Raw genomic sequence first — 25870 nt, 5'->3', positions numbered from 1 at the left:
TCACGGAACGAGGCGCACCACACCGTCGTCGGTTCCGACCAGAGCCTCGTCGGCGAGGTCCAGGAACAGGCCGTGATCGACCACGCCCGTCACGCTCTTCAGCGCCGCGGCCAGGGCTGTCGGATCGTCGATGCGGCCCGAGGCGATGTCGTAGATCAGATTGCCGCCATCGGTGACCACCATGCCACGATCGGCCTGGCGCAGGCGCGGCGGCGGCAGGTCGAACTCGGCGGCGATGTCGGCCAGGCGCCAGCTGGTGTGGACGTGGCCGAAGCGAACCACCTCAATCGGCAGCGGAAACTTGCCCAGGGCCTCGACCTTCTTGGCCGCGTCGGCGATGACCACGCAGCGGGTCGAGGCTTCCCAGACCAGCTTCTCGCGCAGCAGGGCCGCGCCGCCGCCCTTGATCAGCGACAGGCCCGGGCCGATCTCGTCGGCGCCGTCCACAGTCAGGTCGATCGTCTTAACGTCGTCCAGCGCCGCCAGCGGAATGCCCAATTCGCGGGCCAGGTTGGCGGTGGCTTCCGAAGTCGGCACGCCGCGGATGTCCTTCAGACCGCGGGCGGCCAGCGCCTTGACGAACCAGGCGGCCGTCGAGCCGGTGCCCAGGCCTACCGTCATGCCGCTCTCGACGAGCTCGGCGGCGGCTTCGCCCGAGGCGCGCTTCTGGTCGTCGGCGCTCATTTCTTGCTGTCCTTCATTTTGGCGTCTTTTTGGGCTTGCTTCAGGGCGCGGAACTTGGTCGCCCATCCGGCCTTGGTCGTCTGTTCGGCACGCGACAGAGCCAGGGCCCCGTCCTCGACGTCCTTGGTGATCACCGAGCCCGAGCCGGTCATCGCCCCGTCGCCGACCCGCACGGGCGCGACCAGGGCGCTGTTGGAGCCGATGAAGGCGCCCTTACCGACATGGGTCTCGAACTTCTCGAAGCCGTCGTAATTGCAGAAGATCGTGCCGGCCCCGATGTTGGCCTTCTCGCCCACCGAACCGTCGCCCAGATAGCTGAGGTGGTTGGCCTTGGCGCCCGCCCCGACCTTGACCTTCTTCACTTCCACGAAGTTGCCGATGTGAGCTTCAGGCCCGATTTCGGCGCCGGGCCGCAGGCGGGCATAGGGACCGATCAGCGCCCCCTCGCCCACCACCGCGCCTTCCAGGTGGCTGAAGGCCCTGATCACCGCGCCGCTGGCGACGCTGACGCCCGGGCCGAAGACCACGAACTGCTCGATCACTGCGCCGGCGGAAACTTGCGTGTCCCACGACAGGTGGACGGTGTCGGGCGCAGGCATGGTCACCCCCTCGACCATCAGGGCCCGGCGGCGCGCGCCCTGCCACACCGCCTCGGCGGCGGCCAGCTCGGCCTGCGAATTGACGCCCTGAACCGAGGCCTCGGGCGCGAAGGCCACGGCGGTCGTCAGCTTGCGCTCGTGCGCCAGGCCGACGACGTCCGTGAGGTAGTACTCGCCCTTGGCGTTGTCGTTGCCGACATCGGCCAGCAGGCTGAACAGGGTGGCGCGGTCAGCGGCCAGCACGCCGGAGTTACAGTGCTTGACCTGCTTGGTGACCAGGTCGGCGTCCTTCTCTTCGACGATGCGCAGCAGCACCTGCCCTGGCGCCAGGACCAGACGGCCATAGCCGGTCGGGTTGGCGGCCTCGAAGCCCAGCACCGCCACGTCGGTCCCGCTGGCGATCAGCTCGAACAGCGGCGCGATCACCGGCGCGGTCGTCAGCGGACAGTCGGCATAGGTGACGACCACGTCGCCGTCGAAATCGGCCAGGCCCTCGCGAGCCGCCAGCACGGCGTGGCCGGTGCCCAGCGGCGGATCCTGGATCACTGTCGTGTTCGGACCCAAGCGCTTGCGGGCGGCCTCGCCGACCTGCGGGCTGTGGGCGCCGACCACCACCACGATCCGCTCGCAGCCCAGCCCCTCGGCGGCGTCGATCGCCAGGTCCATCAGGGTGCGACCGGCCACCTTGTGCAGCACCTTGGGCGTCGGCGACTTCATCCGCGTGCCCTGGCCGGCGGCCAGGATCACGGCGGCGCGGGGACGGGCGGGAGTCGAAACGGAATCAGTCATGGGCGTAAGGCGACTCCCTGGGACGCGTTAGGCGAAGTGCGAGCGGTTCGCCGCCCGAACGCGTCCCCGAATCTAGAGACCTCGCCTGTCTATCCGGTTCGGACGATTCCGTCCGAACCGGATAGACAGGCGGGGGACGCGTTCAGCGTTGCATTAGCCGCCCAATTGGCGGAAAGGCCAGTCCCATGAGCCAGCTTCATGACCTGAAAGAGGCCCTGAATGGGGTCACGATCGCCTTCGATCTCGACGGCACCCTGGTCGACACCGCCCCCGATCTGGTCGGCGCGCTGAACACCATCCTGGCCCAGGAAACCCTGCCGCCCCTGCCCTTCGACGAGGTGCGGCTGATGGTCGGCCGCGGCGCCCGCGCCCTGCTGGAGCGCGGCTTCGCCGCCGCCGGCGCGCCGCTCGGCGCCGATCGCGCCCCGACCCTGGTTGAGCGCTTCATCGCCATCTATCTGGACCGCATTGCCGACGAGAGCGCGCCCTTCCCCGGCGTGGTCGAGGTCCTGACCCAGCTGAAAACCGCCGGCGCCAAGCTTGTCGTCTGCACCAACAAGCTGACCAACCTGTCGGTCGCCCTGCTGGACGCCGTCGACCTGACCCCCTTCTTCGACGCGGTGATCGGCGCCGATCTGGCCCCCGCCGCCAAGCCCGACGGCCGCCACGTCGCCGCCGCCATCGCCGCCGTCGGCGGCGATCCTGCCCGCGCCGTCATGGTCGGCGACAGCATCAACGACGCCCTGGGCGCCAAGAACGCCGGCGTGCCCAGCGTGCTCGTCTCGTTCGGCTACACCGAGGATCCGGTCGACACCCTGGGGGCCGATCTGGTCATCCACAGCTTTTTGGATGTGCCCCAGGCCTGCTTATCGCTTTTGGCCTCTTGCCCCGCGCCGAACACCAGACTATAGACCCCCTCCTCTCGCGGATCGGTCCTCTTCGGCGGACCTCTCCACACCGGCGGATGCGTAGCTCAGCGGGAGAGCACCTCGTTCACACCGAGGGGGTCACAGGTTCAATCCCTGTCGCATCCACCATTCTTTGCCTTCCGGAAAATTCGAGCTTCCACGCAACGCCCTTCGGGGCGCCACGACGAGGCTGCGCCAGCGATGCAGACCCCTACTCAAAATCGCCAAATTGGCAGGCTTTACCGAAGCCGATAGACCTTGCTGCGCGGCTTGCTGAAACGGATGACCATGAAACCTGCCCTGGCTGTGATCGCCATCGCGACGACGCTGGCGGGCTTCTCGCTGATCCATCCGGTCCAAGCCGAGGAACGCGGCCACGTGACGGCCTCCAGCCTGAAGTGCCGCGCGACGCCCGAACCCACCGGCCAGGTCGTCGCCAAGCTGCGGCGCGGCGACCGCGTGCGGATCGTGGGACACAGCGGCGCCTGGGCCAGGATCCGAACCCCAACCCACCCACCCTGCTGGGCTGCCCAACGCTACCTGGCGCCAAACGCCGACGCCTACCGCGGCCGCTAAGCCGGCTCACCGCGCCGTGAAGCGCAGCACCGTGACGGACTGGAAGGGTTTGCCTGGCCGCAGCACCGTGGCCGGGAAGCTTGGCTGGTTCGGACTGTCGGGCAGGTGTTGGGTCTCGAAGGCCAGGCCGGCGTAGCGGGGATAGGCGACGCCTTCCGAGCCAGTCTCGCTGCCGTCGAAGCCGTTGCCGGTATTGAACTGCACTGAGGGTTCAGTGGTCAGGATGGTCATGCGGCGGCCGCTGACCGGGTCTTCGATCCAGCCGGCGGGTTTCGGCGTCGGCGCGGCGGCATCGGCCAGGACCAGGCTGTGGTCGAAGCCGTTCGAGGAGGCCAGCAGCGGGTCGTCCAGCTTCAGCACGTCGCCCACGCGCCGCGGTGTCCGGAAGTCCAGCACCGTGCCGTCCACCGATGGCAGCCCGCCGGTCGGGGCCTTGCGGGCGTCGACCTCGGCGTAGCGGGCGGCGGCGATCTGGACGCGATGGTCGAGCACCATCCCCTGCCCCGCCCCGGCCAGGTTGAAGAAGGCGTGGTTGGTGGGGTTGATCACCGTCGGCGCGTCGGTGCGGGCTTCGTACTCGATGCGCAGCTCGTTGGATTTGCGCATCAGCCGGTAGGTGACCGTCAGCTCGACCGCGCCGGGAAAGCCCTGGTCGCCGGCCGGGCTGAGCAGGCGATAGCGAACGCCGATCGAGCGGCGGTCGGAGACCAGGCTGCTGGTCCAGGCCCGCTTGTCGTAGCCGTTCGAGCCACCATGCAGGGTCATGTTGTTACGGCCGGCTTCGAGCGCGTAGGTCGTCCCGTCCAGGGTGAAGCGCGCGTCGGTGATGCGGCCGGCATAGCGCCCGACCACCGCGCCATAGCGGCGCTGGTTGGCCTCGTAGGCGGCGATGTCGGGGCGGTTCATCACGATATTGGCGAACCTGCCCTGGCGGTCGGGCGTCTCGATCGCCGTCAGGGTCGCGCCGAAGTCGATGGCCGCGACGCTCATGCCCAGATCGTTGCGCAGCACCGTCCTGACGATGGCGACGCCGGCCTGGGTCTGGCCGAACGGCTCGCGCCGGACCTCGGCGGCCTGGGCTGCGCCGGCGAAGGCTAGCAGATAAAAAGCGGCCCTAAGCATCGAACCACAGCACCGGCTGACGGAGCGGATAGTTGCGGATGATCTCCGCGTCGGCGGGATCAGGATGCAGCCGCCTCCAGAGGTCGAGATAGTCCGCCTGCTTCAGGGCCAGGCCGCCGAACAGCAGGCTGGGCTGGCGCACCGGCCAGCCGTCCCAGGCCTCGACATCGGGGGGCCTCGGCCAGGTCGTCTTGTCGGCGATGAACGGGGCCATCCAGGCCAGGGCGTCGGCGATGGAGCCGCCGCTCGCGTCCTTCCAGGTCCAGAGGTTCTCGCGCGGCGTCGACAGCACGTGGGCGCAGGCGGCCAGGACGTCGAGATTGAACAGGCAGTAGCCGTATGGCTTGGTGCGGGCCAGCTCCAGCGGCTGGGAGCCGTCGGCGGCGATCTGGCCGGGGATCAGAGTCTTGATCCGCTGGCGCGCGACGTCCAGCTCGGCCAGACGCCCCACAAGACGCGCGAACTCGGCGGCCTGCAGCGCCCAGCAGGTCCCGTGGTTGTTCTTCTGGTTCCGCTCGTCGATCCCGTTGGCCGACGTGGTCATCCAGGTCAGATAGGCGTCGAACCAGGCCGTGGCGGGGGCATAGACCGCCGCCTTGGGCCGCGCAGCCTTCAGCACCGAGACGGCGCGGGCGACCTCGACCAGGTGCAGGGTGTCGATGACGCCGATGCCGCGGCCGGTGTTGACGCCGATGATCGCCTGGGCGTGCTCCAGGTGCGGGTTCATCCGGGTCTCGGGCGCGACGAACCAGGCGTGCAGATGCTTTTCGGCATGCTCGGCATAGCGGGCCTGGCCGGTCACCTTGTAGGCCGCCGCCAGGGCCGGCAGCTGGACGCCCAGGCGGATCACCGCATCGCGGTGGGCGGTGAACTTGTCGGGATTGGAAAAGCCGTCCCTGCGGATGTAGGACCCATCCGGCTTGGCGGGATTGGGCCACCAGTAGTCGGCCTCGGAATAGTAGTCGTGCGGACCGGCCGGGCTGCGCTGCGCCTTGTAGGCGGTGATGGTCACCGGCGCCTCGGCAAGATAGCGGTCGGCCGCCTTGAGGATCCGCGCCCGGTCAATGGTGGCCAGATCCAGAGAAGAGCCTGCCGCCGCCGAGGTCGCAAAGACCCCGGCGGCGAGGGCTGTCCCCAGACAGAAGTCGCGTCGGTTCATGAAACGGCTCCTGCGGGAACGAAGAAGAAAATCCCGCGCCCCGCCTGCGCGGGAGCATCCGTGATCAGGTGCGCCCCCGGGAGGGACGACGCACCTGTCAGACTAACGGACCGCCCAAAGCTTGAGAGGACGGCGGGACAGTGTCGGCGCGATGGGAACGAGGAATTAAACCGCGCCGAGATCGGGTTTAGAAGCGCATCCGGACGCCGAAATAGATCTGCGGACCGTTGTCGCTGACCTCGGTGATGGAGTCTTCGCCGGGCTTGAACATGATGTCCCGGGTGTTGGTGACGTTCAGCGCCTGCAGCTTCAACTGGACCTGCTTGGTCAAGTCGTAGGTCGCCGACAGGTTCAGGAAGCCCGAGCCCTTGACGCTGCGGTTCGAGCCGCTGTTCGGCTTGAAGTAGTTCGAACGGTAGCGGTACGAGGCGCGCAGCGAGAGCTTGTCGTTCTCCCAGAAGACCGAGCCGTTGCCGGTGTACTTCGACAGGCCGATCAGGTTGGCCGGATCGACATAAGGACCGACCGTCGAGGGGTCGGCGAACTCGAAGTCGGCCTCGGTGATGGCCAGGCTGCCCGACACGCCGAAGCCGCTGAGCAGGCCCGGCAGGTAGGTGAAGGCGTGGTTGCCGCTGAACTCGATGCCGTACAGCTCGCGGGTGTTGGGGTCGTTGGCCGGCGCGATGGCGTTGAAGGTCACCGGCTGGCCGTTGGCGATGATCGTGGTCGGCAGCGGCTCGCGGGCGTCGAACGCCGCCCCCGTCAGCCACTTGTAATAGGTGGCGACGGCGAACGAGGTGTCGCGGTTGACGTAGAACTCCAGCGAGGCGTCCAGATTCCAGCCGCGGATCGGCTTGAGGTTCGGGTTGCCGGTGGTGCTGTTGACCAGCACCGATTCCACCGTGGTGCCGTTGGCGTCGGCGACCGGGGTGATGCCGACGTTGAAGTCCTCGATGCCCGAGCGCGACAGGCCCTTGTAGGCGGCCAGGCGCAGCTTCATCACGTCGCTGAGGTCGAACGCGACGTTGGCGCTGGGCAGGAAGTACTCGTAGCCGCCCGTGCCCTCGATCTCCTCCAGCGGGGTGCCGGGGGTGCGGATCACAATCGCGGCCGAACCGCCGGTCGACGGGGTCACGGTGACCTCGCCGCGGAAGCCCTTCGACAGCACGCGGGTGCGCACATAGCGGACGCCGGCGTTACCCGAGACCGGGGTGTCGCCCAGCTGGGTGCGGAAGTTGGTCATCACATAGGCGGTGCTGATCCGCTCACGGATGTTGGAGTCTTCCGGACCGGGGGCGTTGGACGGCAGCGGGTTGCTGTCGCGGCCGGTATAGGTGCGGAACAGGCAGTCGTTGTCGAATAGCGCCCACGAGCGGACATTGCCCTTGCCGTCCATGAAGTTGCTGTTGACGAACGGCGTGCGGCAGTTGGCGTTGGCGGCGGCGACCAGCTGGGCCGGCGTACGACCGTCATAGGCGACGGGCAGGTTCACGTCGGCGTTGTTGTTGGCGTCCTGGGTGCGGCGGTGATCCGACAGGCGGCCGCCGAACTTGATGCTCTGGAAGAAGCCATCCTCGGCCAGCTCGTAAGTCACGTCCGCCCGCACTGCGCCGATCTTGTCGAAGCGGTCGGTGACCTGACGATAGCGCGCGTAGTTGCTGTTGTTGGTCGGCGTGGCGATCAGGAAGTTCGAGGGATCGCTGACGTCGAAATTGGTGAAGGTCACCGACGGGACCTCGTCGCCGGTGGCGTCCAGCGTATAGGCCACGCGGTTGGCCGAGCGCATGTTGGTGGCCTTCTGCAGCTCGGTGCGGTGTGACTGCGAATAGGACAGGTCGCCGCTGACCGTCAGGCGCTCGGTGGGCGTCCAGGTCACCGCGCCGCCGCCGCCGATGTACTTCTCGTTGCGCTGGCGGTTCTCGAGCTGGATCTCGAGGTTGGAGTTGCCGCTGTAGCGCATCAGGGCGCCGTTGCTGTAGTCGCCGCCGTCGCCGACCAGCAGCGGCTGGATGCCGCGCAGGCCTTCGGTGATGGCCAGCTGGTTGCGGCGCTCACCGCTGTTGCGGGTCGAGTACTGGCCGTCCAGGCTGATGTCGAGGTTGGGGGTCGGCTTCCACTGGAACGTGCCCATCACCGCCTTGCGCACCTCGTCGGTGACCTTGGCCTGGAAGGTGCGGGCGCTGGTGGCGAAGTAGCGCGGGCCGATCGTCGAGCCAGTCGGCGCGGTCGCAGCATTCGAGCAGTTGGCCGTCGAGGTGCCGGGGGCCGCCGCATAGGTGGTGCACGGCACGAAGGCCGAGTTGGTGATGTAGTAGTCCTCAGGCGTGGCCTGATCCAGACGCTGGTAGCCGATGCTCACCCCCATCTCGCCCAGCTTGGTGTCCCAGCTGTCGGTGTAGGAGATGTTGCCGCGATAGCCGAGGCCGTTGCGGCCGCGGATGTCGTCGTCCTTGGGCAGGTAGGCGCCGCGCACCTCCATCTGGATGCGGCGACGGCCGTAGTCGATCGGACGGATCGACTTCAGCTCGATGACGCCGGCCAGGCCGCCTTCGAGGAAGTCGGCCTGCTGGCTCTTGTAGACCAGCACGCCGTTGACCAGTTCCGACGGGAACTGCTGGAAGGCCACCGAGCGGTCGGGACCGGCGGTCGAGACCTCGCGGCCGTTGAAGGTCGAGAAGCTGAGCGTCGGGCCAAGGCCGCGGACGGACAGCTCGTTGGCGTTGCCCTTGAAGCGGTCGGCGGTGACGCCGGTGATGCGCTCCAGCGTGTCGGCCACCGAGTTGTCGGGCAGAGCGCCGATCTCGTCATTGACGATGCCGTCGACGATGACGCTGGCGGTGCGCTTGGTCTCGATCGAGCTGCGCTGGGTGGCGCGGGCCGAGGTGACGACGATCTCGTCGACGGCGGCGCTTTCAGCCTGCGGCGCTTCGGTCTGGGCCCAGGCTTGAGCCGGCAGGATGATGGCCGCCGACAGCAGCAGGCCGCGATAGAACTGGGACTTCATAGGCTCTTCCCCTCTTACTTATCTTTGTTTTTGTTGGCGGTTTCCGCTCAGCGGTAGTCGATCCGCCAGGTGATCTTGAACGACCCCGAGGCGGCCGCCGGCGCGCCTTGGCAGACGACCTTGGTCGCCATGGCCCCGGTCGCGGCGCGGTATTCCTTGTCCTGGCCCGGCGCGCTGGACGCGCAGGCCTTGATCCCCTCGACGGCGAAGCGGCGCACCGCTCCGTCGGCGAAGGTGGTGACGCCGCCGGCCTGACTTGGGCCGCTGGAGAACGAACCCAGCTGAAGCTCGACGTCCTTGACGGTCACGCCCTTGGCCGGGGTGAAGACGTCGGTGCGGGTGATGCGGCCAGGCTCCAGGACATAGGTCGTGGCGACCGAGACGCGGGCGTCGGCGACAGGGGCGCGCTCACCCATCCGGTCCAGTTCGTCCTGGCGCCAAGAGACGGTGGTGCGGGCGCCCTTGGCCTCGACCTTGGCGTCCTTGATGTAGGCCAGCGGCATCAGCTGCGCGCCGTCGGCCAGCGTCAGGCGCGGGGTCAGGAACGGCGCGACGCCGTCGGGCGAGGCTTCCAGCATCCCGGGCGAGAACGGGATCGGGAAGTACGGATTGTGCATGTGCTGGCTGGCGCCGCCGTTGATCACCGGCAGGCTGACCATCCGGTCGCCGTCGCGGGTGCTGACCAGCAGGCGGTCGTACTTGCCCTTGGCGAACCAGGTGACCTGGCGGCGCGGCAGGGTGGCGAGGCCCTTGGCCCAGTCTGCGGCCGGAGCCTTGCCCGCATAGCCCATCCGCGCCCAGTGGGCGCTGGTGTAGGCGTACTGGTGAGCCAGGGAGAGGTTCTCGCCCAGGATCCGGAACTTGCCGCGATAGTCGTCAGTGCGACGGCCGCCGTCCCACAGGTTCACCGAACCGGTCTTGGGGTCCTGCCAGAACTCGACATAGCGCTGCGCCGCGCGGGCCGAGTAGGCATAGGCCAGATCCTTCTCGGCCGGGGTCAGCAGATCCAGCACCGCCGCGGCGGTCAGCACCTCGATGATCGCCGTCTCGCCGTAGGGACCGATGCTGCGGCCGTATTCGAAGCCGCGGCCTTCGGCGTCCAGGCGCATCATCATCACGTCGGCCGACTTGCGCAGCCAGGCGATGGTCTCAGCCGGCGGCTTGCCGCCCGTCTCGATGTAGCGCTGGGCGATCTCGCCGGCCAAGAGCACGCTGTAGCGGTCGAAGCGGCCGTCGCCGTCGGTCTCGTCGGCGAAGCCGTACTGGCCCGAATAGAGGTCGTAGTGCTCGGCGATCTTGGAATACAGCTTCTCGGCCGGCGCGCCGTCGTCCCAGCCCATGCGGGTGCGCAGGCGGGCCATCGCGAAGGCCACGCAGTAGTAGTTGTTGGGGTGGTCGATCAGCGCATAGGTGTCGACGTCGACGAACATCCGCCAGTCCAGCCGCACGCGCAGCTTGGCCAGGGTCAGAGGATCGACGGCCTCCTTCAGGCGGCCGGCTTCCCGCAGCTTGTTCAGGGCCGACAGGTAGTAGTAGGCGCCCCAGCTGTCATTGGCGTCGTCGGCCGTCAGCTTGGCGATCTTGCGGAAGTCGGCCAGGTACTTGGGCAGGCGCGGATCGTCGGCCGGCAGGGCGATCAGATAGTCCACCAGGCCCAGGGCGATCTTGCCGGGCAGGAACTTGTCGCTGCCGTTGAACACCGGGGTGCCGTCCAGCTCCAGCTTGCGGCCGTCCTGCACCAGCTTGATCAGCAGCTGCTCGGTCTGGGGCTGGATGCGGTCGCGGACCGTGGCGTCGAAGGCGGGGATGGGCGCGGGCTGGGCGAGGCTAGGGCTCGCCAGGGCCAGCAGGATGCCGCTGGAGAGCGCGGCACAAGTAACCGGTGTCAGCTTCAAGGACGGTCCTCCCAAGATGGTCGTTTCGACCTTGCTCTTGACCGTTCCGACGCGCTGGCCGGCGACCTCCTCAAAAGTTTTTTCGGGGCCCGCGATTTTTATCGCGCGGCGTGCAGCTCCACCGTCGTGGCGCGCTTTTCGACCCGCACCGGGAAGTAGGATTGCACGGCCTCGACGAAGGCGGCGCTGTCGCCGGCGTTGAAGGTGCCGCTGACCCTCAAGGTCCGCAGGCGGGCGTCGGCGACCACCACCTGCAGGGTCGAGTAGTGGTTCATCTCCGCGGCCGCGTCGGCCAGGGCGACATTGTCCAGCACCACCTGCCCGCGCCGCCAGGCCAGGGCGCGGTCCAAGTCGACAGCGCTCGGCGGACTGACGCCCAGGCCGTCGCCCAACACCATGGTCTGGCCCGGATGCATGACCGCCAGGGCGGCCGTGCTCTCGTGATTGCTGACCGAGACCTTGCCTTCGGCCAGGACGACGATGGTCTCGCGCGGCTCGCGGCGCACCGAGAAGGCCGTGCCCAGGGCGGTGACGGTGCGCGGACCGGCGCGGACCCGCATCGGCCGGCTGGCGTCCTTGGCCACCTCGAAATAGGCGCGACCGGCGACCAGATCGATCGATCGCAGGCCGGGCGTGTAGCGCACCCGCATGACCGTCAGGGCGTCCAGGGTCACGCGGCTGCCGTCGGCCAGGGTCAAGGTGCGCTGCTCGCCCAGGGCGGTCTGGATCAGCTGGTCGTCCTCGCGCCGGCGGCTCCACCACCAGGCGCCGCCCAGCGGCGCGGCCACGGCGGCGACCAGGCCGGCGGCCGCCAGACGGCGATCGAACCGGACGACCTTGGGACGACGCGCGCGCGCCAGGGCGTCGCGGCGGGCGGCCAGTAAATCCGGCGCTCCCGCCCCCTGCCCGATCAGGCTCCAAGCGGCCTCGGCGCGGTCATAGGCTTCGGCGTGCGCCAGGTTCTCGTCCAGCCAGCGCGTGAAGCCGGCTTCGTCCATAGCGTCGCCGCCCAGGCGCCGCGCGGCCCAGCCGGCGGCGGCTTCGTCGATCAGGGACTGTTGCAACGGGTTCGTCACGGCTCAGCTCTTGTAGGGACCGGGCGACCGCATCAGGTGCGCCAGGGCCTTGATGATGTACTTCTCGACCGAGCTGACGGACACACCGAAAGCGCGGGCGATCTCGGCGTGCTTCCAGCCCTCCAGCCGGTGCAGGATGAAGGCGTCGCGAGTCCGTTCGTCCAGCTCGTCCAGTCGCCGCATCACCGTCTGCAGCGCCTGCCTATCCTGTAGGACGCGCTCGGGCGAAATACCCTCAAAGCGTTCCTGCCGGTGCTCGGTCTCGTTCAAGTGGCTGCGGAAGGTCTTGTCCCGCCGCATCCGGTCGCGCAGTAGATTGACCGCCGCGCTGAACACGAACGCCTCGGGATTGTCGAGGTCCGCGCCTTCCGGTCGCCGCACCAGGCGCAGGAACACCTCCTGCGTCAGGTCTTCGGCCTCCTCGCGCGAGCGCACACGGCGCTGGAAATAGGCGATCAGCGGCCCGCGATAGGCCACCGACAGGCGCTCGAAGAAGGCCTGCTCGCGCGGATCGAGTTTGGGCTGCGCGACCATGCCTAGACCAGTACCTCCCAAAGACGGCTCTGTTGTCCGCTCTTCTGTTCCGACGCGCCTCCTCGCCCGATCCTCAAAGAAAACCACACGTCAGTAATCCACCGCCAGGCGCAGGCCCATGTGGCGGCCACTGTCGCGCGAGGGTTTCCAGTGCGTGGCCTGGGCCGGCCGGCCGTCGACGCCCAGCAGGTTCCACTGCACATTGCGCCCCCGCGTCAGGGCGATGCGCTGGTCCAGGACGTTGTCGACGAAGCCGGTCAGACGCCAGCCCGGACCGCCGACCGCGGCCGAGACGTCCAGCACGCCTTGGGCTCCGTCGCGTGAGGCGGGGTCCTGCAGCAGACCGAAGATCACCCGCGAGCGCCAACGGTAGCCGGCGTTGATCTCCAGCCGCCGATCGCCGGCCAGCGGCCGCTGGTAGAAGGCGTTGAGGTTCAGCGACCAGCGCGGGGCGTTGAACAGGGTCTTGCCCGACAGGTCCTGACGGCCGCCCACGCAGCCCTGCGCCGCCGTCTGGCCCAGATAGCAGGCGGCATTGGCGAAATCGCGCATGATCGCCCGGTTGTAGTTGGCCGCGCCGGCCAGGGTCAGGCGTGGCGTCAGGCGGGCGCTGAACTCGCTCTCCACGCCCTCGGCGCGCATGCTGCCGATGCTGTTGAGCACATTCAGGCCGATGGCGTCGTCGCGGCTCTGGGCCTGGAAGCCGGCGAAGCGCTCCTGGTAGAGCGTCAAGTTCCAGCTGAGATTGCGATCGGCCGAGATCGCCCGGACACCCGCCTCGTAATTGGCCACCGTCTCCGAGGCGATCGGCTGCTGGGCGGCCACGACATCGGCGGCCGGCAGGCCGGCATAGGGTCCGCTGGCCAGCGGCGTACGCATGGTCAGGCTGCTGGTCAGGTCATAGGCCCGGCCCTTGTAGCCGGTCGAGTAGGTGGCATAGGCGGTCAGGCCCGGCGCCAGCGCGCCCTGCAGGCCGATCCGGCCGCTCAGCGCGGTGTCGGCGTGGCAGGTTTCGATCGCCACCGAGGGCGTGGTGCGCGAACAGGCCGGCGCGCCGTAGGTCACGCCCGCGCCCAGGTCGTAGAAGCGATAGCCGATCCGCTCGTGGCTCAACCGCAAGCCTGACAGGATCGACAGCCGGTCATTGACCGCATAGCTGCCCTGGCCGAACGCGGCGAAGGTGCGCAGGGTCGTGCGGGCCATGTAGCGCGAATAGAGGGTACTGTTGGTGGTCGGCAGCGCCGGCAAGCCGTTGTAGTCGCCCAGGCTGTCGGAGCCGCGCACGAAATAGCGCTCCGACCGCGTCCGGCCCAGATACAGCCCGCCGACATAGTCCCAGCGCCCGCCCGAGGGACTGTTCAGCCGCACCTCCTGGCTCTCCGCCCGGATCAGGAAGTCGCCGCCATTGGCCGAGCCACCGCGCGGCAGCCGCGGATCCAGCAGGCTGTAGTCCAGGTCGGTGGCGTCGGTGTCCTGGCGGTCGTAGAGCGTGTAGCGATCCACCGCCGTGATCGAAGTCAGCCGCCACGAGCCGACCGCTCCGACGACGCGGACGTTGACCCCGACGTCGGTGGAATTGCCCCGAGCGTTGATGTTGTATCGGGCTTCGCGATTGTCCGGCCCCGGCACGATGCCGCGCAGCACCGCCTCGCGGTTCAGTTCGGCCCGGGCCAGGGTGGCGTTGGGCGAGATGTAGGTGTCCGCCCCCACACAGCAGGACGACAGGGTTCGGGTCATGTGCGGCGAGACCGACACCGTCCAGTCGTCGCCCGGCGTCCAGACCAGCTTGGCCCGCAGATTGACGTCCGACTGGCCGTTCAGCCAGCGGCGGGTGGCCAGGTTGTAGACGGTGCCCCGATAGCGGCTGTACGCGGCGACGGCGCGGAACTTCAGGGTGTCGCTGATCGGCCCAGTGACGGCCGCCTGCATCCGCTCCTCGTGGTCGTCGGTGATCAGCGCCTCGGCCTGGACGCCGAACACGTCGCTGGCCGGCTTGGTGGTGATGTAGATCACCCCGGCCGCCGAGGACTTGCCAAACAAGGTGCTCTGCGGCCCGCGCAGGATCTCGACCTGCTGCACGTCGGCCAGGGCCGAGAACGCCATCGCCTGGAAGGCCTGGGGCACGTCGTCGACCACCACCACCACGCTGGGCTCGGTGCCGATCGAATAGGAATAGGTCCCCACCCCGCGGATATTGATGCTGTTGTTGCCCGGCTGGGTGGTCTTCGAGATGGTCAGGGACGGGGCCAGCTTGGCCAGGTCCTCGAAGTCACGCACGCCGGTGCGATCCATCATCTGGCTCGACAGCGCCTGCACCGAGGCGTCGGAGCGGCCCAGGGTCTCCAGGCGCTTGCCCGAGGTGATGACCACCGCCTCCAGGCCGACGACCGGCTCGATCGACGCGGCCTGGCGCACCACCGGAGCGTCGTGGACCGGACGCGCGGCCGACCGCGCGCGATAGATGACGAACACGCCCGAGGGGGTCCGGCGGAAGGCCAGGTCGGTGCGGGACAGCAGCTGGGTCAGCGCCCGCTCCACACCCATGCGGCCTCTCAAGGCCGGGGCGGACTGGCCGGCGACGAGGTCGGGCCCGTAGAGCAGCTGCGCGCCCGTCGTCTGGCTTAGCCGCTGCAGCGCCAAAGTCAGGCTGGAGGCGTCCTGGTCGAGCACGCGCGGCGCGACGGGACGGGACATCGTCTGGGAGACAGCGCTTACTGGCGCGAGGACGCAGAGGGTCGAAAGCGCCAAAGCGCAGTAATCAATGCGGCGACCGGGAGCGGCGCGCCGGAACATCTTCACCTCCCCTCGCGACTCTGCGGCCGCTGTGCGCGTCATCCAGGATGACGGTCTGTTTTCTTAACGACGCGCCAGCCGATTTGCTCCTCAAAAAATAACGGCCCAGGCGCGCAGGAAGCGCCTGGGCCGCAAGGCGGTGGGGGGTCGAACGCTAGAACTTGGCGCGGACGGTCACCTGGTAGGTGCGGCCGTCATAGTCGATGCGGCGGGGCAGCATCGGGTCGTTCTCGTACTCCGACCGGGTCGCGTCGGTCAGGTTGAAGGCGTCGAGCGAAAGGGTCAGATCCTGGGTCACGTTGAACGAGGCCGAAGCGTCCAGTTGGCTGCGCGCCTTGACGGTGCGGGCGTCGCCGACGAACGAGTTGCCAGCCGCCAGGTCGTACTTGTCGCGCCAGTTGTAGACGAGACGCACGCCGCCCCACTTGGCTTCGTAGTAGCCGATGACGTTGATGTTGTTCTTCGACACGCTGGGCAGGGTGATCTTGTTGCCCGCCGTGTCGACGCCGTCGATCTTGGTGCGCGAGTAGTTGAACGCGCCGCCGAAGCCCTTCCAGAAGCCGGGCAGGAAGTCGAGGTTCTGCTGGATGTTGAATTCCAGGCCCGTGACGGTCATCGGGTTCTGGTTGGTGCGGCCGCTGATGTTGACCTGGGCGTTCTTCAATACCCCGCCGGCCCCGATGAACTGGTTGGAGCTCATGCAGCGCGGCGTACCGGCCGAGTTGTCGATGGTCAGGGTGCCCAGGGCGACGTCCAGGCCGGGGATCACGCCGCTGGACGGGCACAGCACCGACTGGTCGGTGATCGGGCCGATATAGCCATCGATCTTCTTGCGATAGGCCGCCAGCGAGACCAGGCCGCCGGGACGGTTGTACCATTCCAGCGAGGCGTCGAACGAGTCCGAGGTGTACGGCTTGATGTCCGTGGCCCCGATGGTGACCGTGTAGATCGGGTCGACCGGCGGCGTCAGGTTGATCGGCTCCTGCACGAAGGAGGTCGGCACGTTGTCGCGCGGCTGCGGGCGGACATAGGTCGAATAGGCCGCAAAGCGCAGCACCAGGTCGTCGCGCAGGTCGGCGGCGACGATCAGCGACGGCAGCCAGTAGTCGTAGTTCTGGCCGGTCTTGCGGGTGGTCAGGCTGTGGTTGATCGGACCGGCGACGACCGAGGTCGCGGCCGAGCAGTTTTTGCAGTCCAGGGCCGTGATGTCGTTCTTGGTGTACTCGTAGCGGACGCCCGCGGCGCCGCGCACCGGGATGCTCAGCACGTCAGCCTTGAATTTCGCCGTCAGGTACAGCGAGTAGACGTCGTTACGGGTGCTGAAATTGTTGTTCCAGTAGTTGCCGTCCCAGTAGTTGTTGATGAAGCCGTAGGGCGTCAGGAACACGCCGGGCGCGCCCAGGGCGAACTGGTCCGGCAGGCCGTTGGGATTGGTCGCCGAGCGCGGATTGGTGTTGATCGGCGTCAACACGCTCAGGATCTGATTGACGTCAACGCCCATCCAGTTGGACGTCGCGCCGCTTGCCTTGCCGCCGAAGAAGTCACGGGCATAGGACAGCTGGGCGGCCATGGCCGGCGTGATGTTCTGGGTCTGTGAGCCCAGCGAGGTGTTGCGCGAACCGATCGAGGTGAACTCGCCGCGCTCGACCCGGCCGCCGAACTGGAAGCTGGTCAGGAACGGATTCTCGGCGAACGAGCGCTCCAGATCCAGTTGCAGCGAGTCCAGCTTGTTGTTGGCCTGGCCGTTGGTGCCGGTGACGCCGAAGCGGTCGGCCGGAACGTTGGCGGCCTGGCCCGGCATCTGAGCCCCGGCCTGGGTGGCGGCGTTGGCCGCGGCCGGGATCGTGAACCCGCCCGTCGGCAGGTGGGTGGCGCGCGGCGTGTTCAGGATCGCCGTGTAGTTCGACAGGTCCGTGCCGCCCAGGTCCACCGAGGTGGTGATGCCGTTCAGCCCGCCCGCGCCGAGGTTGCGATACGGGTTCTGGACGATGTCGAACTCGATCTGGTTGGCCATCGCCTTGGCGCGCGAGACGGTCAGGTTGGCGGTGGCGCGCCAGTCGTCGGTCTTGAATTCCAGGGTCGGGTTGATCGCCCAGGTCTGGTTGGTGGCCGGCTCCGAACGGATCGAGTCGAAGGTGTTGATGTTGGCGGCGGAGAACTTGTTGATGTAGGCGCGGTCGCCGTTCGGCGTCTTGACCACGAAGGGGGTGCCGATGTCGCTGATCACGGCGACGGCCGAGGTCGCCGTCAGGGCGGTGTTGGAGCCCTGCCCGCCGCCGGCGTCGATATAGAGGAGGTTGTTGGTGGCCTCGTCCAGCTTGCGCTTGGTGATGAAGCCGTTGGCCCCGAACTTCCAGTTCTCGTTCATCCGCCACTCGAAGCCGGTGGCCGCCGACAGGGTGGTGCCGCGGTTGAACTTGACCAGCTGGCGGGTCTGGCTGGGATAGTAGACCCCGCCCGGATACTGGGCGATCAGGGCGTCATAGGTCGGGTTGTTGCCGGGCGTGGCCTGGTTGCCGACCTGGATCGAACCCAGCCGGTTGGCCCACGAGTTCACGGTGATCGAGTCGCGGCGGAACTTCTCGTCCTTCCAGGCCACCACGCCGAACACGGCGAAGTCGTCGGTCAGGTGCTTGTTGTAGCCGATCGAGGCCAGCGGACTGCCCAGGTTGCCCAGGTCGTTGTACTCATAGCTGACCTTGGCGAAGCCGCCGTCCTTGCGCTGCAGCGCCGGAGCGATGCGCAGATCGATATTGCCCGACAGGCCGCCGGCCAGGTCGGTCGACATCGGCGATTTGATCACGTTGATCGACGAGAAGATGTCCGAGTTGAAGGCGCCCAGCGGGGTCGAGCCGTTTAGGATCGGATCGGCGAACGCGCCGCCGTTCAGGGTGGTGCGGGCGAAGGTGCCCGGCAGGCCGCGCAGGCTGATCGTGGCGTTGCGGCTGTCGGCCTCGCGGTTGATCTGGATGCCGGGGATGCGCTGGATGGCCTCGCCGACGTTCAGGTCGGGGAAGCGGCCCAGGCCGTCGGACGAGATGCCGTCCGAGATCTGCAGGGTGTCGCGCTTGGTGGCGATGGCGTTGGCATAGGCCTGGCGGAAGCCAGTGACGACGACGGCGTCGACCGTCTCGGATTCGGCTTGCGCGGGCGCGGCCGGCTGGGTCTGGCGGGCCTGCGCCGATGCGCTCATGGCCAGAACGGCGCAGGACGCCAGCAGCGTGGCGCGGCGCACGAGTCTACGATCTTGGATCATCTGAAAATTCCCTCCCTGGGCGCGCTTTTGCGGCTCCCTTGGGATGACGTATCTGACGACTGTCCAACGTTGTCAAGAATTGGTAATGCCAATCTTCCTGACCGCCGCTATATGGTCAGACCATAATGTGGAAGCGCGTCTCAAAACGAAGCGGCCACGCAAGGAGGAGGCTTTTCAGATGGTCAGATATCTTCTCGCCGGCGCGGCCTGTGCGCTGGCGCTCGCAAACACCGCCCACGCCCAGGATTTCGCGCTTCTGGACGGCCGCTTCACCACCGCCCTGCCCGGCCTGAGCGACCGTCCGGCAGCTGTCGAGATCGTGCGCCGCGCCCAGGCTGGACTGAGCCGAAAACCCGGTCCTCTGCCGGTCGTTCACACCGAAGGCACCCTACCCGGAAAGGGTATTCGCGAGATCAGCACCAAGGCTCGCGAGGACCTGCCGATCATGCTGAACCTGTCGCTGGCCTATCGGATGACCGGCGATCGCCGCTATCTCGAGTCGGCCGAGCACTTCCTGACGGCCTGGGCGGACGTCTACAAGATCTCGTTCAATCCGATCGACGAGACCCATTTCGACCAGGTCATGATGGCCTGTGATCTGACCTGTTCGGAGATATCGCCGGCCGGGCGCGAGAAGATCCAGCGCTTCGCCCGCGCCATGGCCGAGGGCTATCTGGACGCGATGGACAAGCCACGCGACAAGCCCGAGACCAATTGGCAAAGCCACCGCGTGAAGCTGGCGACCATGGCCGCCTTCCTGACCAGCGACGCCAAGCTGATCACCAGAGCGCGCGACGCCTACGACCGGCAGATCGCCGCCAACATCAATCCCGACGGCACGGTGTTCGACTTCCACGAACGCGACGCCCTGCACTACGTCACCTATGACCTGGATCCGCTGATGATGGCGGCCCTGACGGCCAAGACCCACGGCCAGGACTGGTTCGGGCGCAAGAGCGCCGCCGGCTCCAGCCTACCCGGCGCGCTGGACTGGCTGGCGCCCTATGCGCTGGGCGAGAAGACCCATCAGGAGTTCGCCCGTTCGAAGATCGCCTTCGACGCCCAGCGCGCGGCGGCGGGCCAGAAGGAATATCAGCCCCATCCGTGGGACCGCGCCAACGGCGTCCAGACCTTCGCCCTGGCGACGCAGCTGGACGCCCGGTACGCGCCGGTGCTGAAGGCGGTGTCGGAGGCCACCAGCAAGTCGCCGCCGGCTTGGCTGACGCTGTACGCAGCCACTCGCTAGCGTAAAAAAGTGGGCGGCTGGAGGAGGATCCAGCCGCCCGTTCCGTCGATACGGGAGGGTGGGCGAAATCAACGCATCGCCCGGCTTGATCGACAGACTTCAGGGCTCGTAGGGCGCGATCAGCAGCCGCTCGAGCGCATTGGGACTGGCCTCAGCCGACACCGCAGCGGCCTTGGCGAAATCGGCGTCGCCATAGGCCCAGGCCGCCAGGGTGAAGAGCTCAGCGCCCTCCCCCGCCGCCCCGGCCGGATTAAGCTCCTTGTGCGGGAAGCTGGCCTCGCGCCCGACATAGGGGGCCAGGAACCCCAAGGCCTTGCGCAGGCCGCGCCCGTCCTTGGTCTGGTAACCCCAGACGTCGACGCCAACGCAGCGGCCCAGGTCGGCCAGGCCGACCAGCGGCTCCAGCGCGAAATAGCTGTAGTGCAGCGCCCGGGTGCGTTTCAGCTCCTCGGGCAGACCGCCGTCGGCCGCGACCTGGGGCGCGATCCGCACCTCGCCGGTCTTGGCGATGACCTTGCGGGCCAGAGCCTCGTCGCGGGCGAACAGGGCGAAGGTCGCCAGCTGATAGTCGTACCAGATGCCGTGGTTGTTCGTGGCCGCCCGTTCCTCGCGGCCCGTCGGGCTGGTCTGCATCCAGCGGGCATAGTCGGCGAACCAGCGCTCCAGCCCGGCCTGGTCGGCAGCCGACAGCGCCTTGGACGGCGCCAGCAGGCCCACGCCCTCGACCACGCGCAGCAGGCGGAAGGTGTCCAGAACCCCTTCGGCGCGGCCCGGCGTGCGGCCCGGCACGCCTTGGGCGAAGCTGGCGTTGGGGTTCATCCGCGTGGCCGGATCCAGAAACCAGACCCGCAGCAGCTGGGCGGCCTTGTCGGCATAGCGGGCGTCGTCGGTGAAGTAGTAGGCCAGCGACAGCGCCTCGACCGCCCCGCTCATCGCCTCCAGCGCCGTGACGTCGAAGGCCTTGGTGTTGCGCTCCGGATTGACCTGGCCGTCGCGCCGCACATAGGGCTCGCCTTTCGGCTTGGCCGGGTCAGGCCACCAGTACGGCCCCATGCTGATATAGTCGTGCTTGTCGCCGCTGGGCGGCGTGCGCAGCTTGTCGGTGACCGTGTAGACCGGTCCGGCCAGGGCCGCGTCGGCCCGCTTGATCAGCGCCTTGTAGGCCGGCGTGTCGGTGCGCCGGGCCTTGCTGGCCGCCAGCCATTCCGGACGCCAGCGGAACGTGCGCCGCTCGCCGAAACTGGCGGCGTAGCCCTGGGCGCCGACGCACTGCGGCCCCGGCTCGGCGGCCTGAGCCGCGGGCGCCAGGCACGCTGCGGCCAAGACCGCCGCCAGGGCGTAGCTCGCCTTGATCACTTCAGCTTTTCCATCTGGGTCGCGGCCATCAGGAATGCGCCGACACCGTAGAGCTGGGTATCGGTCGCGGTGACCTTGTCCGGCGCGACGCCGACCTGCTGCACCCAGCCCAGCTTGCCGTCCGGACCGACCGCGTGCTGCAGGGCGTTCCAGCCCTTCACGGCCGCCGGCTTGTAGGTTTTGGCCGGTAGCAGGCCGTTGTTGATCCCCCACGCCAGGCCGTAGACGAAGAAACCCGTGCCGCTGGTCTCGGGGACGTCTTGCGGCTCTAGCAGCGAGACGGGCCAATAGCCTTGCGCGCCCTGCAGGGTGATCAGCTTTGCGGCCATGTCCTTGAACAGCGCCTCGTAGCGCGGACGGCTGGGATGGTCGGCCGGCAGGGCCGACAGGATCCGCACCAGACCGCCGAACACCCAGCCATTGCCCCGCCCCCAGAAGATCTTGCGGCCGCCAGCGTCGCGACGCTCGATGAAGCGGCTGTCGCGGAAATAGAGGTGCTCGACCGGGTCGTAGAGCGCGTCGGTGGTCACCCAGAACTCGCGGTCGGCATGGGCTAGGTAGCGCGGATCGCCGGTCGCGTTCGACAGGCCGACCCAGGCGGCGGGGGCCATGAACAGGGCGTCGCTCCAGCACCAGCGGGCCTGGCAATAGGGATCGCCGCCTTCCGGAGGTTTGGGCACGAAGTCCATCGACACCGTCGACGGCGCGGCCAGCACGGCGTCGAAGCGCGCGGTGATCGGCTCGAGCTGCTTGCGATCGCCCGAGCGCGCGGCGGTCCACAGCCAGACCTGGCCGGTGACGTCGGCGTCGGCGTGGCGCGGCCGGCCATCGAAGCCCCATTGCTCCTTGACGCCGTGCGCCTGCAGCGCGGCGGCGTAGCGCGGATCCTTGGTGGCGTCAGCGAAGTCGGTCAGGCCGATATAGAAGGTCGCCTGGATCCAGTCGCGCGGCGCTTCGGTGTGGTGGCGGAAGCTGCTGACGTAGTCGAAGCGGTCCATGTGGGCCAGTTGCCAGTCAGCGACCGGACGAGCCACCGCCAGCGGCGAGACGGCTCGGGCTGTCGCCGAGGGCGCGGCTTGGACGGTTCCGAATGAAGCGGTCGCTGCCAGAAGAACAAGCGCCAAGGCTGCGCCGCCGCTGCGTCGTTGCATCGAAACCTCCCATTATTTGGGACATCACTAGCCGCCGCTCGGATTTGGTCAAGCCATTTCGAAGACAACTCAGATTGGTCTGGCCACGATACGCTTCCTCCGCTAACGAGGCCGGAAGAACAGCGTTAGGGAGAGTACTCATGGTCCGGTTTGAACTCGCCGCGGGCGTTTGCGTCGCCGCGATCCTGGCGGCCGCGCCGGCCGTCGCCGGGCCCTCCAGCCAGGCCCAGCCGGCCAACTGGCCCAAGGCCGCCAGCCCCAAGGCGTTGAGCGACGCCAAGACCGAGGCCTTCGTCGCCGACCTCCTCAAGCGCATGACCGTAGAGGAGAAGGTTGGCCAGACCATCCAGGCCGACATCTCCTACATCAAGCCCGAGGACCTGCTGACCTACCCGCTGGGCTCGCTGCTGGCCGGCGGCAGCTCGGGTCCATTCGGCGACGAGCGCGGCGACGCGGTCAAGTGGCTGGAGATGGTCCGCGCCTTCCGCCAGGCCGCCTCCGAGCGTCCCGGCGCCCGCGTGCCGCTGATGTTCGGCATTGACGCCGTGCACGGCCACAACAACCTGGTCGGGGCGACCCTCTTTCCGCACAATATCGGCCTGGGCGCGGCGCATGACCCCGACCTGATCCGCCGCATCGGGCGCGCCACCGCGCTGGAAGTGGCCGCCACCGGCGCCGACTGGACCTTCGGCCCGACCCTGGCCGTGCCGCGCGACGACCGCTGGGGCCGCACCTACGAGGGATACGCCGAGAGCCCAGACATCGCCCGCCGCTACGAAGGCCCGATGACCGAGGGCCTGCAGGGCAAGCTGACCAACGGACACCTGGCCAACGGCCACATCGCCGGCTCGGCCAAGCACTTTCTCGCGGATGGCGGCACCGAGGCGGGCCTGGACCAGGGCGACTACAAGGGCGGCGAGCGCGAGCTGATCGACATCCACCTGTCGGGCTATCGCGAAGCCATCGACGCCGGCGTCCTGACCATCATGGCCTCGTTCTCCAGCTGGAACGGCGAGAAGCACACCGGCAACAAGAGCCTGCTGACCGACGTGCTGCGCGGGCCGCTGGGCTTCACCGGCTTCACGGTCGGCGACTGGAACGCCCACGGCCAGCTGCCGGGCTGCACCAAGGAAAGCTGCGCCCTGGCGATGAACGCGGGCCTCGACATGTACATGGCCCCCGACAGCTGGAAGGGCCTCTACGCCAACACCCTGGCGCAGGTGAAGTCGGGCGAGATCCCGATGGCCCGCCTGGACCAGGCCGTGACCCGCATCCTGCGCGTCAAGGTCAAGACCGGCCTGTTCGAGGCCCAACGCCCCGCCGCCGAGGGTGACTTCAAGGTCATCGCCTCGCCTGAACATCGCGCCCTCGCCCGCGAGGCCGTGCGCAAGTCGCTGGTGCTGCTGAAGAACAACGGCGGCGTGCTGCCGCTGAAGCCGGGCGCGAAGATCCTGGTCGCCGGGACGGCCGCCGACGACATCGGCCAAGCCTCGGGCGGCTGGACCATCTCGTGGCAGGGCACGGGCGCCACCAATGCCGACTTCAAGCAGGGCCAGTCGATCTGGGCCGGCCTGCGCGACGCCGCTACCGCCGCCGGCGGCTCGGCCGTGCTCAGCCCCGACGGCGCCTTCACCGACAAGCCCGCCGTCGCCGTGGTCGTGTTCGGCGAGACGCCCTATGCTGAGTTCCAGGGCGATGTCGACAACCTGGACTTCGCGCCGGAGGGGCCGCTGGCCTTGCTGCGCGCGCTGAAGGCCAAGGGCGTCCCGACCGTGGCGGTGTTCCTGTCGGGCCGGCCGCTGTGGACCAATCCCGAGATCAACGCCGCCGACGCCTTCGTGGCCGCCTGGCTGCCGGGGACCGAGGGCGGCGGTGTCGCCGATGTGCTGGTCGCCGGCCCGGACGGTAAGCCGCGCCACGACTTCACCGGCAAGCTGTCGTTCTCCTGGCCCAAGACCGCCGTCCAGGGTCCGCTGAACGTCGGCCAGGCCGGCTACGATCCGCAGTTCGCCTACGGCTATGGCCTCTCCTACAAGCAGCCGGCGCAGGTCTCACAGTTAGCCGAGGTCTCCGGCGTGTTGGCCGGCGGCGTCGAACGTTTCCTGGCCGATGGCCGCATCATCCCGCCCTGGTCGCTGAGCCTGAAGGACGCCAGCGGCGCGGTCCGCGCCGGCCAATCGCGTCAGGCCGCCACGCCTGGCGGCGGTTCGCGCTACGCCGTGGTCGACGGCTCGGCCCAGGAGTCGGGGCGCTCACTGGTGTTCGCCGGTCCAGGCTCGGTCACCCTCTCGGGCAAGCCGGTCAGCCTGACGGCCCAGGCGCAGCAAGGCCTGGCGCTACGCGTCCGCTATCGCCTGGATGCGGCGACGAGCAGCACGGCCAGCTTCGGCCTAGGCGCCGGAGCGGTGGATCTCGGCCTGGCCGGCGCCAGCGTCGGCGCCTGGAAGACCGCCGAAGTCGCGCTGGCCTGCCTGGCCAAGGCCGGCGCCGACCTCGCCGCCGTCAGTGAGCCGTTCAAGCTGTCGACGACGGGCGCTGTATCGCTGACGCTGGAAGACATCCGACTGGCCCCCGCCCAGCAGCCGAAGGGCTGCTAGCGGTTGGGGTCGAAGTCGGGCTTCTGGGCCGTCACATAGGCGTCCCACTCGGCGGCGGTGTGGAAGTCCAGGCCTTTGTCCCAGGCCGCGCCCATATAGTAGACGAAGGGCTTGCCGGCCTCGACCTTGATCAGGACGAGGTAGTTGTCGAAGTCCTGTCGCACCTCGACCACCGAGGCCGGGTCGACCATCAGGGCGATGGCCATCGAACCCTTGGTCGGATCGGCCGGCTCCCAGAAGGTGACGCGGCCGGGGGCCAGGTCCTTCTTGAACACGCCCGAGCCGCTGGCCCGCTTGCGCTTGGAGATGCCGATCCCGACGACCAGCGGCCCAGGCTTGTCCGAGCTAATCGTCGAGACCATGCGGGTGAAGTTCGTGCCCAGCGGCAGGGTGAAGGTGCGCGTCTCCCAGACCTTGCGGTCCACATCCACGGGCCAGGGCGCGTAGTCGACGCTGAACTTGGCCACGTCCGGCCCGTTCTGGATCATCTTCCAGTCGGCCCAGTTGCGCGAGGTCCACAGCTTGTTGTCGGCCCAGACGCCCAGCCCGCCAGAGCCTCGACCAGTCCCCACATCATAGAAGTCCAGCCCCTCCCCGTGGTTGGCGTGCTGGTCGCCGGTCCGCAGCTGGCGGTCCATGTAGGGCCAGCGCTCGCTCTTGCCCCAGGCGTCGATGCCCGAGGTCGAGGGCGGCTCGTTCTTCTCCAGGTCGCGGCTGTAGATTCGGTGGGCGGTGCGGTCGTTCTCCCAGAGGATGTCGTTGAAGCGGTAAGGCGCGATCACGACCGTGGCGCGCGGCTTCTGCCCCTCGGCGTCAGGCTTGGTCAGCGGCTGGGCGGGCGCGTGATCCTGGGCCCGCGCCGCCCCCACGGACAGCGCAAGCATCCCGGCGAGAGAAAGCCGCTTGAGCATCGAGCCCTCCAGTTTGGCGCGTCCAGATACCTGACCGGTATATCGCCGGCCCGAAAATGGTCTAGCCAATTTTCGATAACACCCTTTAGCGGCGCCGGCTTATGGACCACCGCCTCCCAGGCGATAGGACCCGCAGCCGACCTCGACAAGCGGATGGACAGCGCGGGCGTGCTCGTCGCTCACATGCACCACGACCATGCTCTCGACGCCCCGG

General features: G+C 68.2%; 17 protein-coding genes and 1 tRNA gene. 5 read left to right on the top strand and 13 right to left on the bottom strand.

The annotated features are described in order from the left end of the window. Positions 1-684: a ribose-5-phosphate isomerase RpiA gene (rpiA, locus tag ABDW31_RS07940; RefSeq protein WP_184718066.1), complete on the bottom strand. Its 684-nt coding sequence runs from the start codon at positions 682-684 to the stop codon at positions 1-3. After that, positions 681-2072: a bifunctional UDP-N-acetylglucosamine diphosphorylase/glucosamine-1-phosphate N-acetyltransferase GlmU gene (gene glmU, locus ABDW31_RS07935; protein ID WP_343698462.1), complete on the bottom strand. Its 1392-nt coding sequence runs from the start codon at positions 2070-2072 to the stop codon at positions 681-683. Before glmU ends, rpiA begins: the two co-directional genes overlap by 4 nt. Before the next feature lie 185 nt (positions 2073-2257). Here glmU and ABDW31_RS07930 point away from each other — a divergent pair, with 185 nt between their 5' ends. The 3 genes from ABDW31_RS07930 (at position 2258) to ABDW31_RS07920 (ending at position 3556) form a co-directional block, all read left to right on the top strand. Continuing rightward, positions 2258-2983, top strand: coding sequence for a phosphoglycolate phosphatase (locus ABDW31_RS07930; protein WP_184718062.1), 726 nt, complete (start codon positions 2258-2260; stop codon positions 2981-2983). 51 nt (positions 2984-3034) lie between these two features. Further along, positions 3035-3109 (top strand) — tRNA-Val (locus ABDW31_RS07925). A 153-nt stretch (positions 3110-3262) separates the two neighbouring features. Continuing rightward, positions 3263-3556: an SH3 domain-containing protein gene (locus ABDW31_RS07920; RefSeq protein ID WP_184718060.1), complete on the top strand. Its 294-nt coding sequence runs from the start codon at positions 3263-3265 to the stop codon at positions 3554-3556. Between the two features lie 6 nt (positions 3557-3562). Here ABDW31_RS07920 and ABDW31_RS07915 read toward each other — a convergent pair whose 3' ends face one another. From ABDW31_RS07915 to ABDW31_RS07880, 8 genes are all read right to left on the bottom strand, one after another. Continuing rightward, complete coding sequence (locus tag ABDW31_RS07915) at positions 3563-4678, bottom strand: aldose epimerase family protein (RefSeq protein WP_184718058.1); 1116 nt, start codon at positions 4676-4678, stop codon at positions 3563-3565. Further along, positions 4671-5837, bottom strand: coding sequence for an alginate lyase family protein (locus tag ABDW31_RS07910; RefSeq protein WP_184718056.1), 1167 nt, complete (start codon positions 5835-5837; stop codon positions 4671-4673). The genes ABDW31_RS07915 and ABDW31_RS07910 overlap by 8 nt, the downstream gene beginning before the upstream one ends. A 187-nt stretch (positions 5838-6024) precedes the next feature. Continuing rightward, on the bottom strand, positions 6025-8841 hold the full coding sequence (locus ABDW31_RS07905; RefSeq protein WP_184718054.1) for a TonB-dependent receptor: 2817 nt from the start codon (positions 8839-8841) through the stop codon (positions 6025-6027). 47 nt (positions 8842-8888) lie between these two features. Continuing rightward, positions 8889-10736 (bottom strand): hypothetical protein, encoded by a 1848-nt coding sequence (locus ABDW31_RS07900; RefSeq protein ID WP_343698461.1) that lies wholly within the window; start codon positions 10734-10736, stop codon positions 8889-8891. Positions 10737-10834: 98 nt separating this feature from the next. Next, positions 10835-11812 (bottom strand): FecR domain-containing protein, encoded by a 978-nt coding sequence (locus ABDW31_RS07895; protein ID WP_184718050.1) that lies wholly within the window; start codon positions 11810-11812, stop codon positions 10835-10837. A 3-nt stretch (positions 11813-11815) separates the two neighbouring features. Beyond that, complete coding sequence (locus ABDW31_RS07890) at positions 11816-12346, bottom strand: sigma-70 family RNA polymerase sigma factor (RefSeq protein ID WP_184718048.1); 531 nt, start codon at positions 12344-12346, stop codon at positions 11816-11818. 90 nt (positions 12347-12436) lie between these two features. Continuing rightward, positions 12437-15040, bottom strand: coding sequence for a TonB-dependent receptor (locus ABDW31_RS07885; RefSeq protein ID WP_184718046.1), 2604 nt, complete (start codon positions 15038-15040; stop codon positions 12437-12439). 253 nt (positions 15041-15293) lie between these two features. Then, positions 15294-18395, bottom strand: coding sequence for a TonB-dependent receptor (locus ABDW31_RS07880; RefSeq protein ID WP_184718044.1), 3102 nt, complete (start codon positions 18393-18395; stop codon positions 15294-15296). A gap of 178 nt (positions 18396-18573) precedes the next feature. Between ABDW31_RS07880 and ABDW31_RS07875 the strand changes: the two genes are divergently transcribed. Next, positions 18574-19641: an alginate lyase family protein gene (locus tag ABDW31_RS07875; RefSeq protein WP_184718042.1), complete on the top strand. Its 1068-nt coding sequence runs from the start codon at positions 18574-18576 to the stop codon at positions 19639-19641. A gap of 99 nt (positions 19642-19740) precedes the next feature. Here the strand turns inward: ABDW31_RS07875 and ABDW31_RS07870 are convergent, their stop codons facing one another. Both ABDW31_RS07870 and ABDW31_RS07865 read right to left on the bottom strand, forming a co-directional pair. Next, positions 19741-20997 (bottom strand): alginate lyase family protein, encoded by a 1257-nt coding sequence (locus ABDW31_RS07870; protein WP_184718040.1) that lies wholly within the window; start codon positions 20995-20997, stop codon positions 19741-19743. Next, a complete protein-coding gene (locus ABDW31_RS07865) occupies positions 20994-22148 on the bottom strand; it encodes a glycoside hydrolase family 88 protein (protein ID WP_184718038.1) in 1155 nt (384 codons plus the stop codon). Before ABDW31_RS07865 ends, ABDW31_RS07870 begins: the two co-directional genes overlap by 4 nt. 140 nt (positions 22149-22288) lie before the next feature. Here ABDW31_RS07865 and ABDW31_RS07860 point away from each other — a divergent pair, with 140 nt between their 5' ends. Then, positions 22289-24745: a glycoside hydrolase family 3 N-terminal domain-containing protein gene (locus ABDW31_RS07860; protein ID WP_343698460.1), complete on the top strand. Its 2457-nt coding sequence runs from the start codon at positions 22289-22291 to the stop codon at positions 24743-24745. Here ABDW31_RS07860 and ABDW31_RS07855 read toward each other — a convergent pair. Further along, the gene (locus ABDW31_RS07855) at positions 24742-25656 is read right to left on the bottom strand and encodes a DUF4861 family protein (protein WP_184718034.1); all 915 of its coding nucleotides are present in this window, start codon (positions 25654-25656) and stop codon (positions 24742-24744) included. The genes ABDW31_RS07860 and ABDW31_RS07855 overlap by 4 nt on opposite strands. Between the last annotated feature and the right edge of the window lie 214 nt (positions 25657-25870).

Origin of the sequence: Caulobacter sp., assembly GCF_039596335.1 — a bacterium.
GTDB lineage: Bacteria > Pseudomonadota > Alphaproteobacteria > Caulobacterales > Caulobacteraceae > Caulobacter.
Note: the sequence above shows the minus strand (reverse complement) of the source record. Positions and strands in the feature narration are given on the sequence as shown.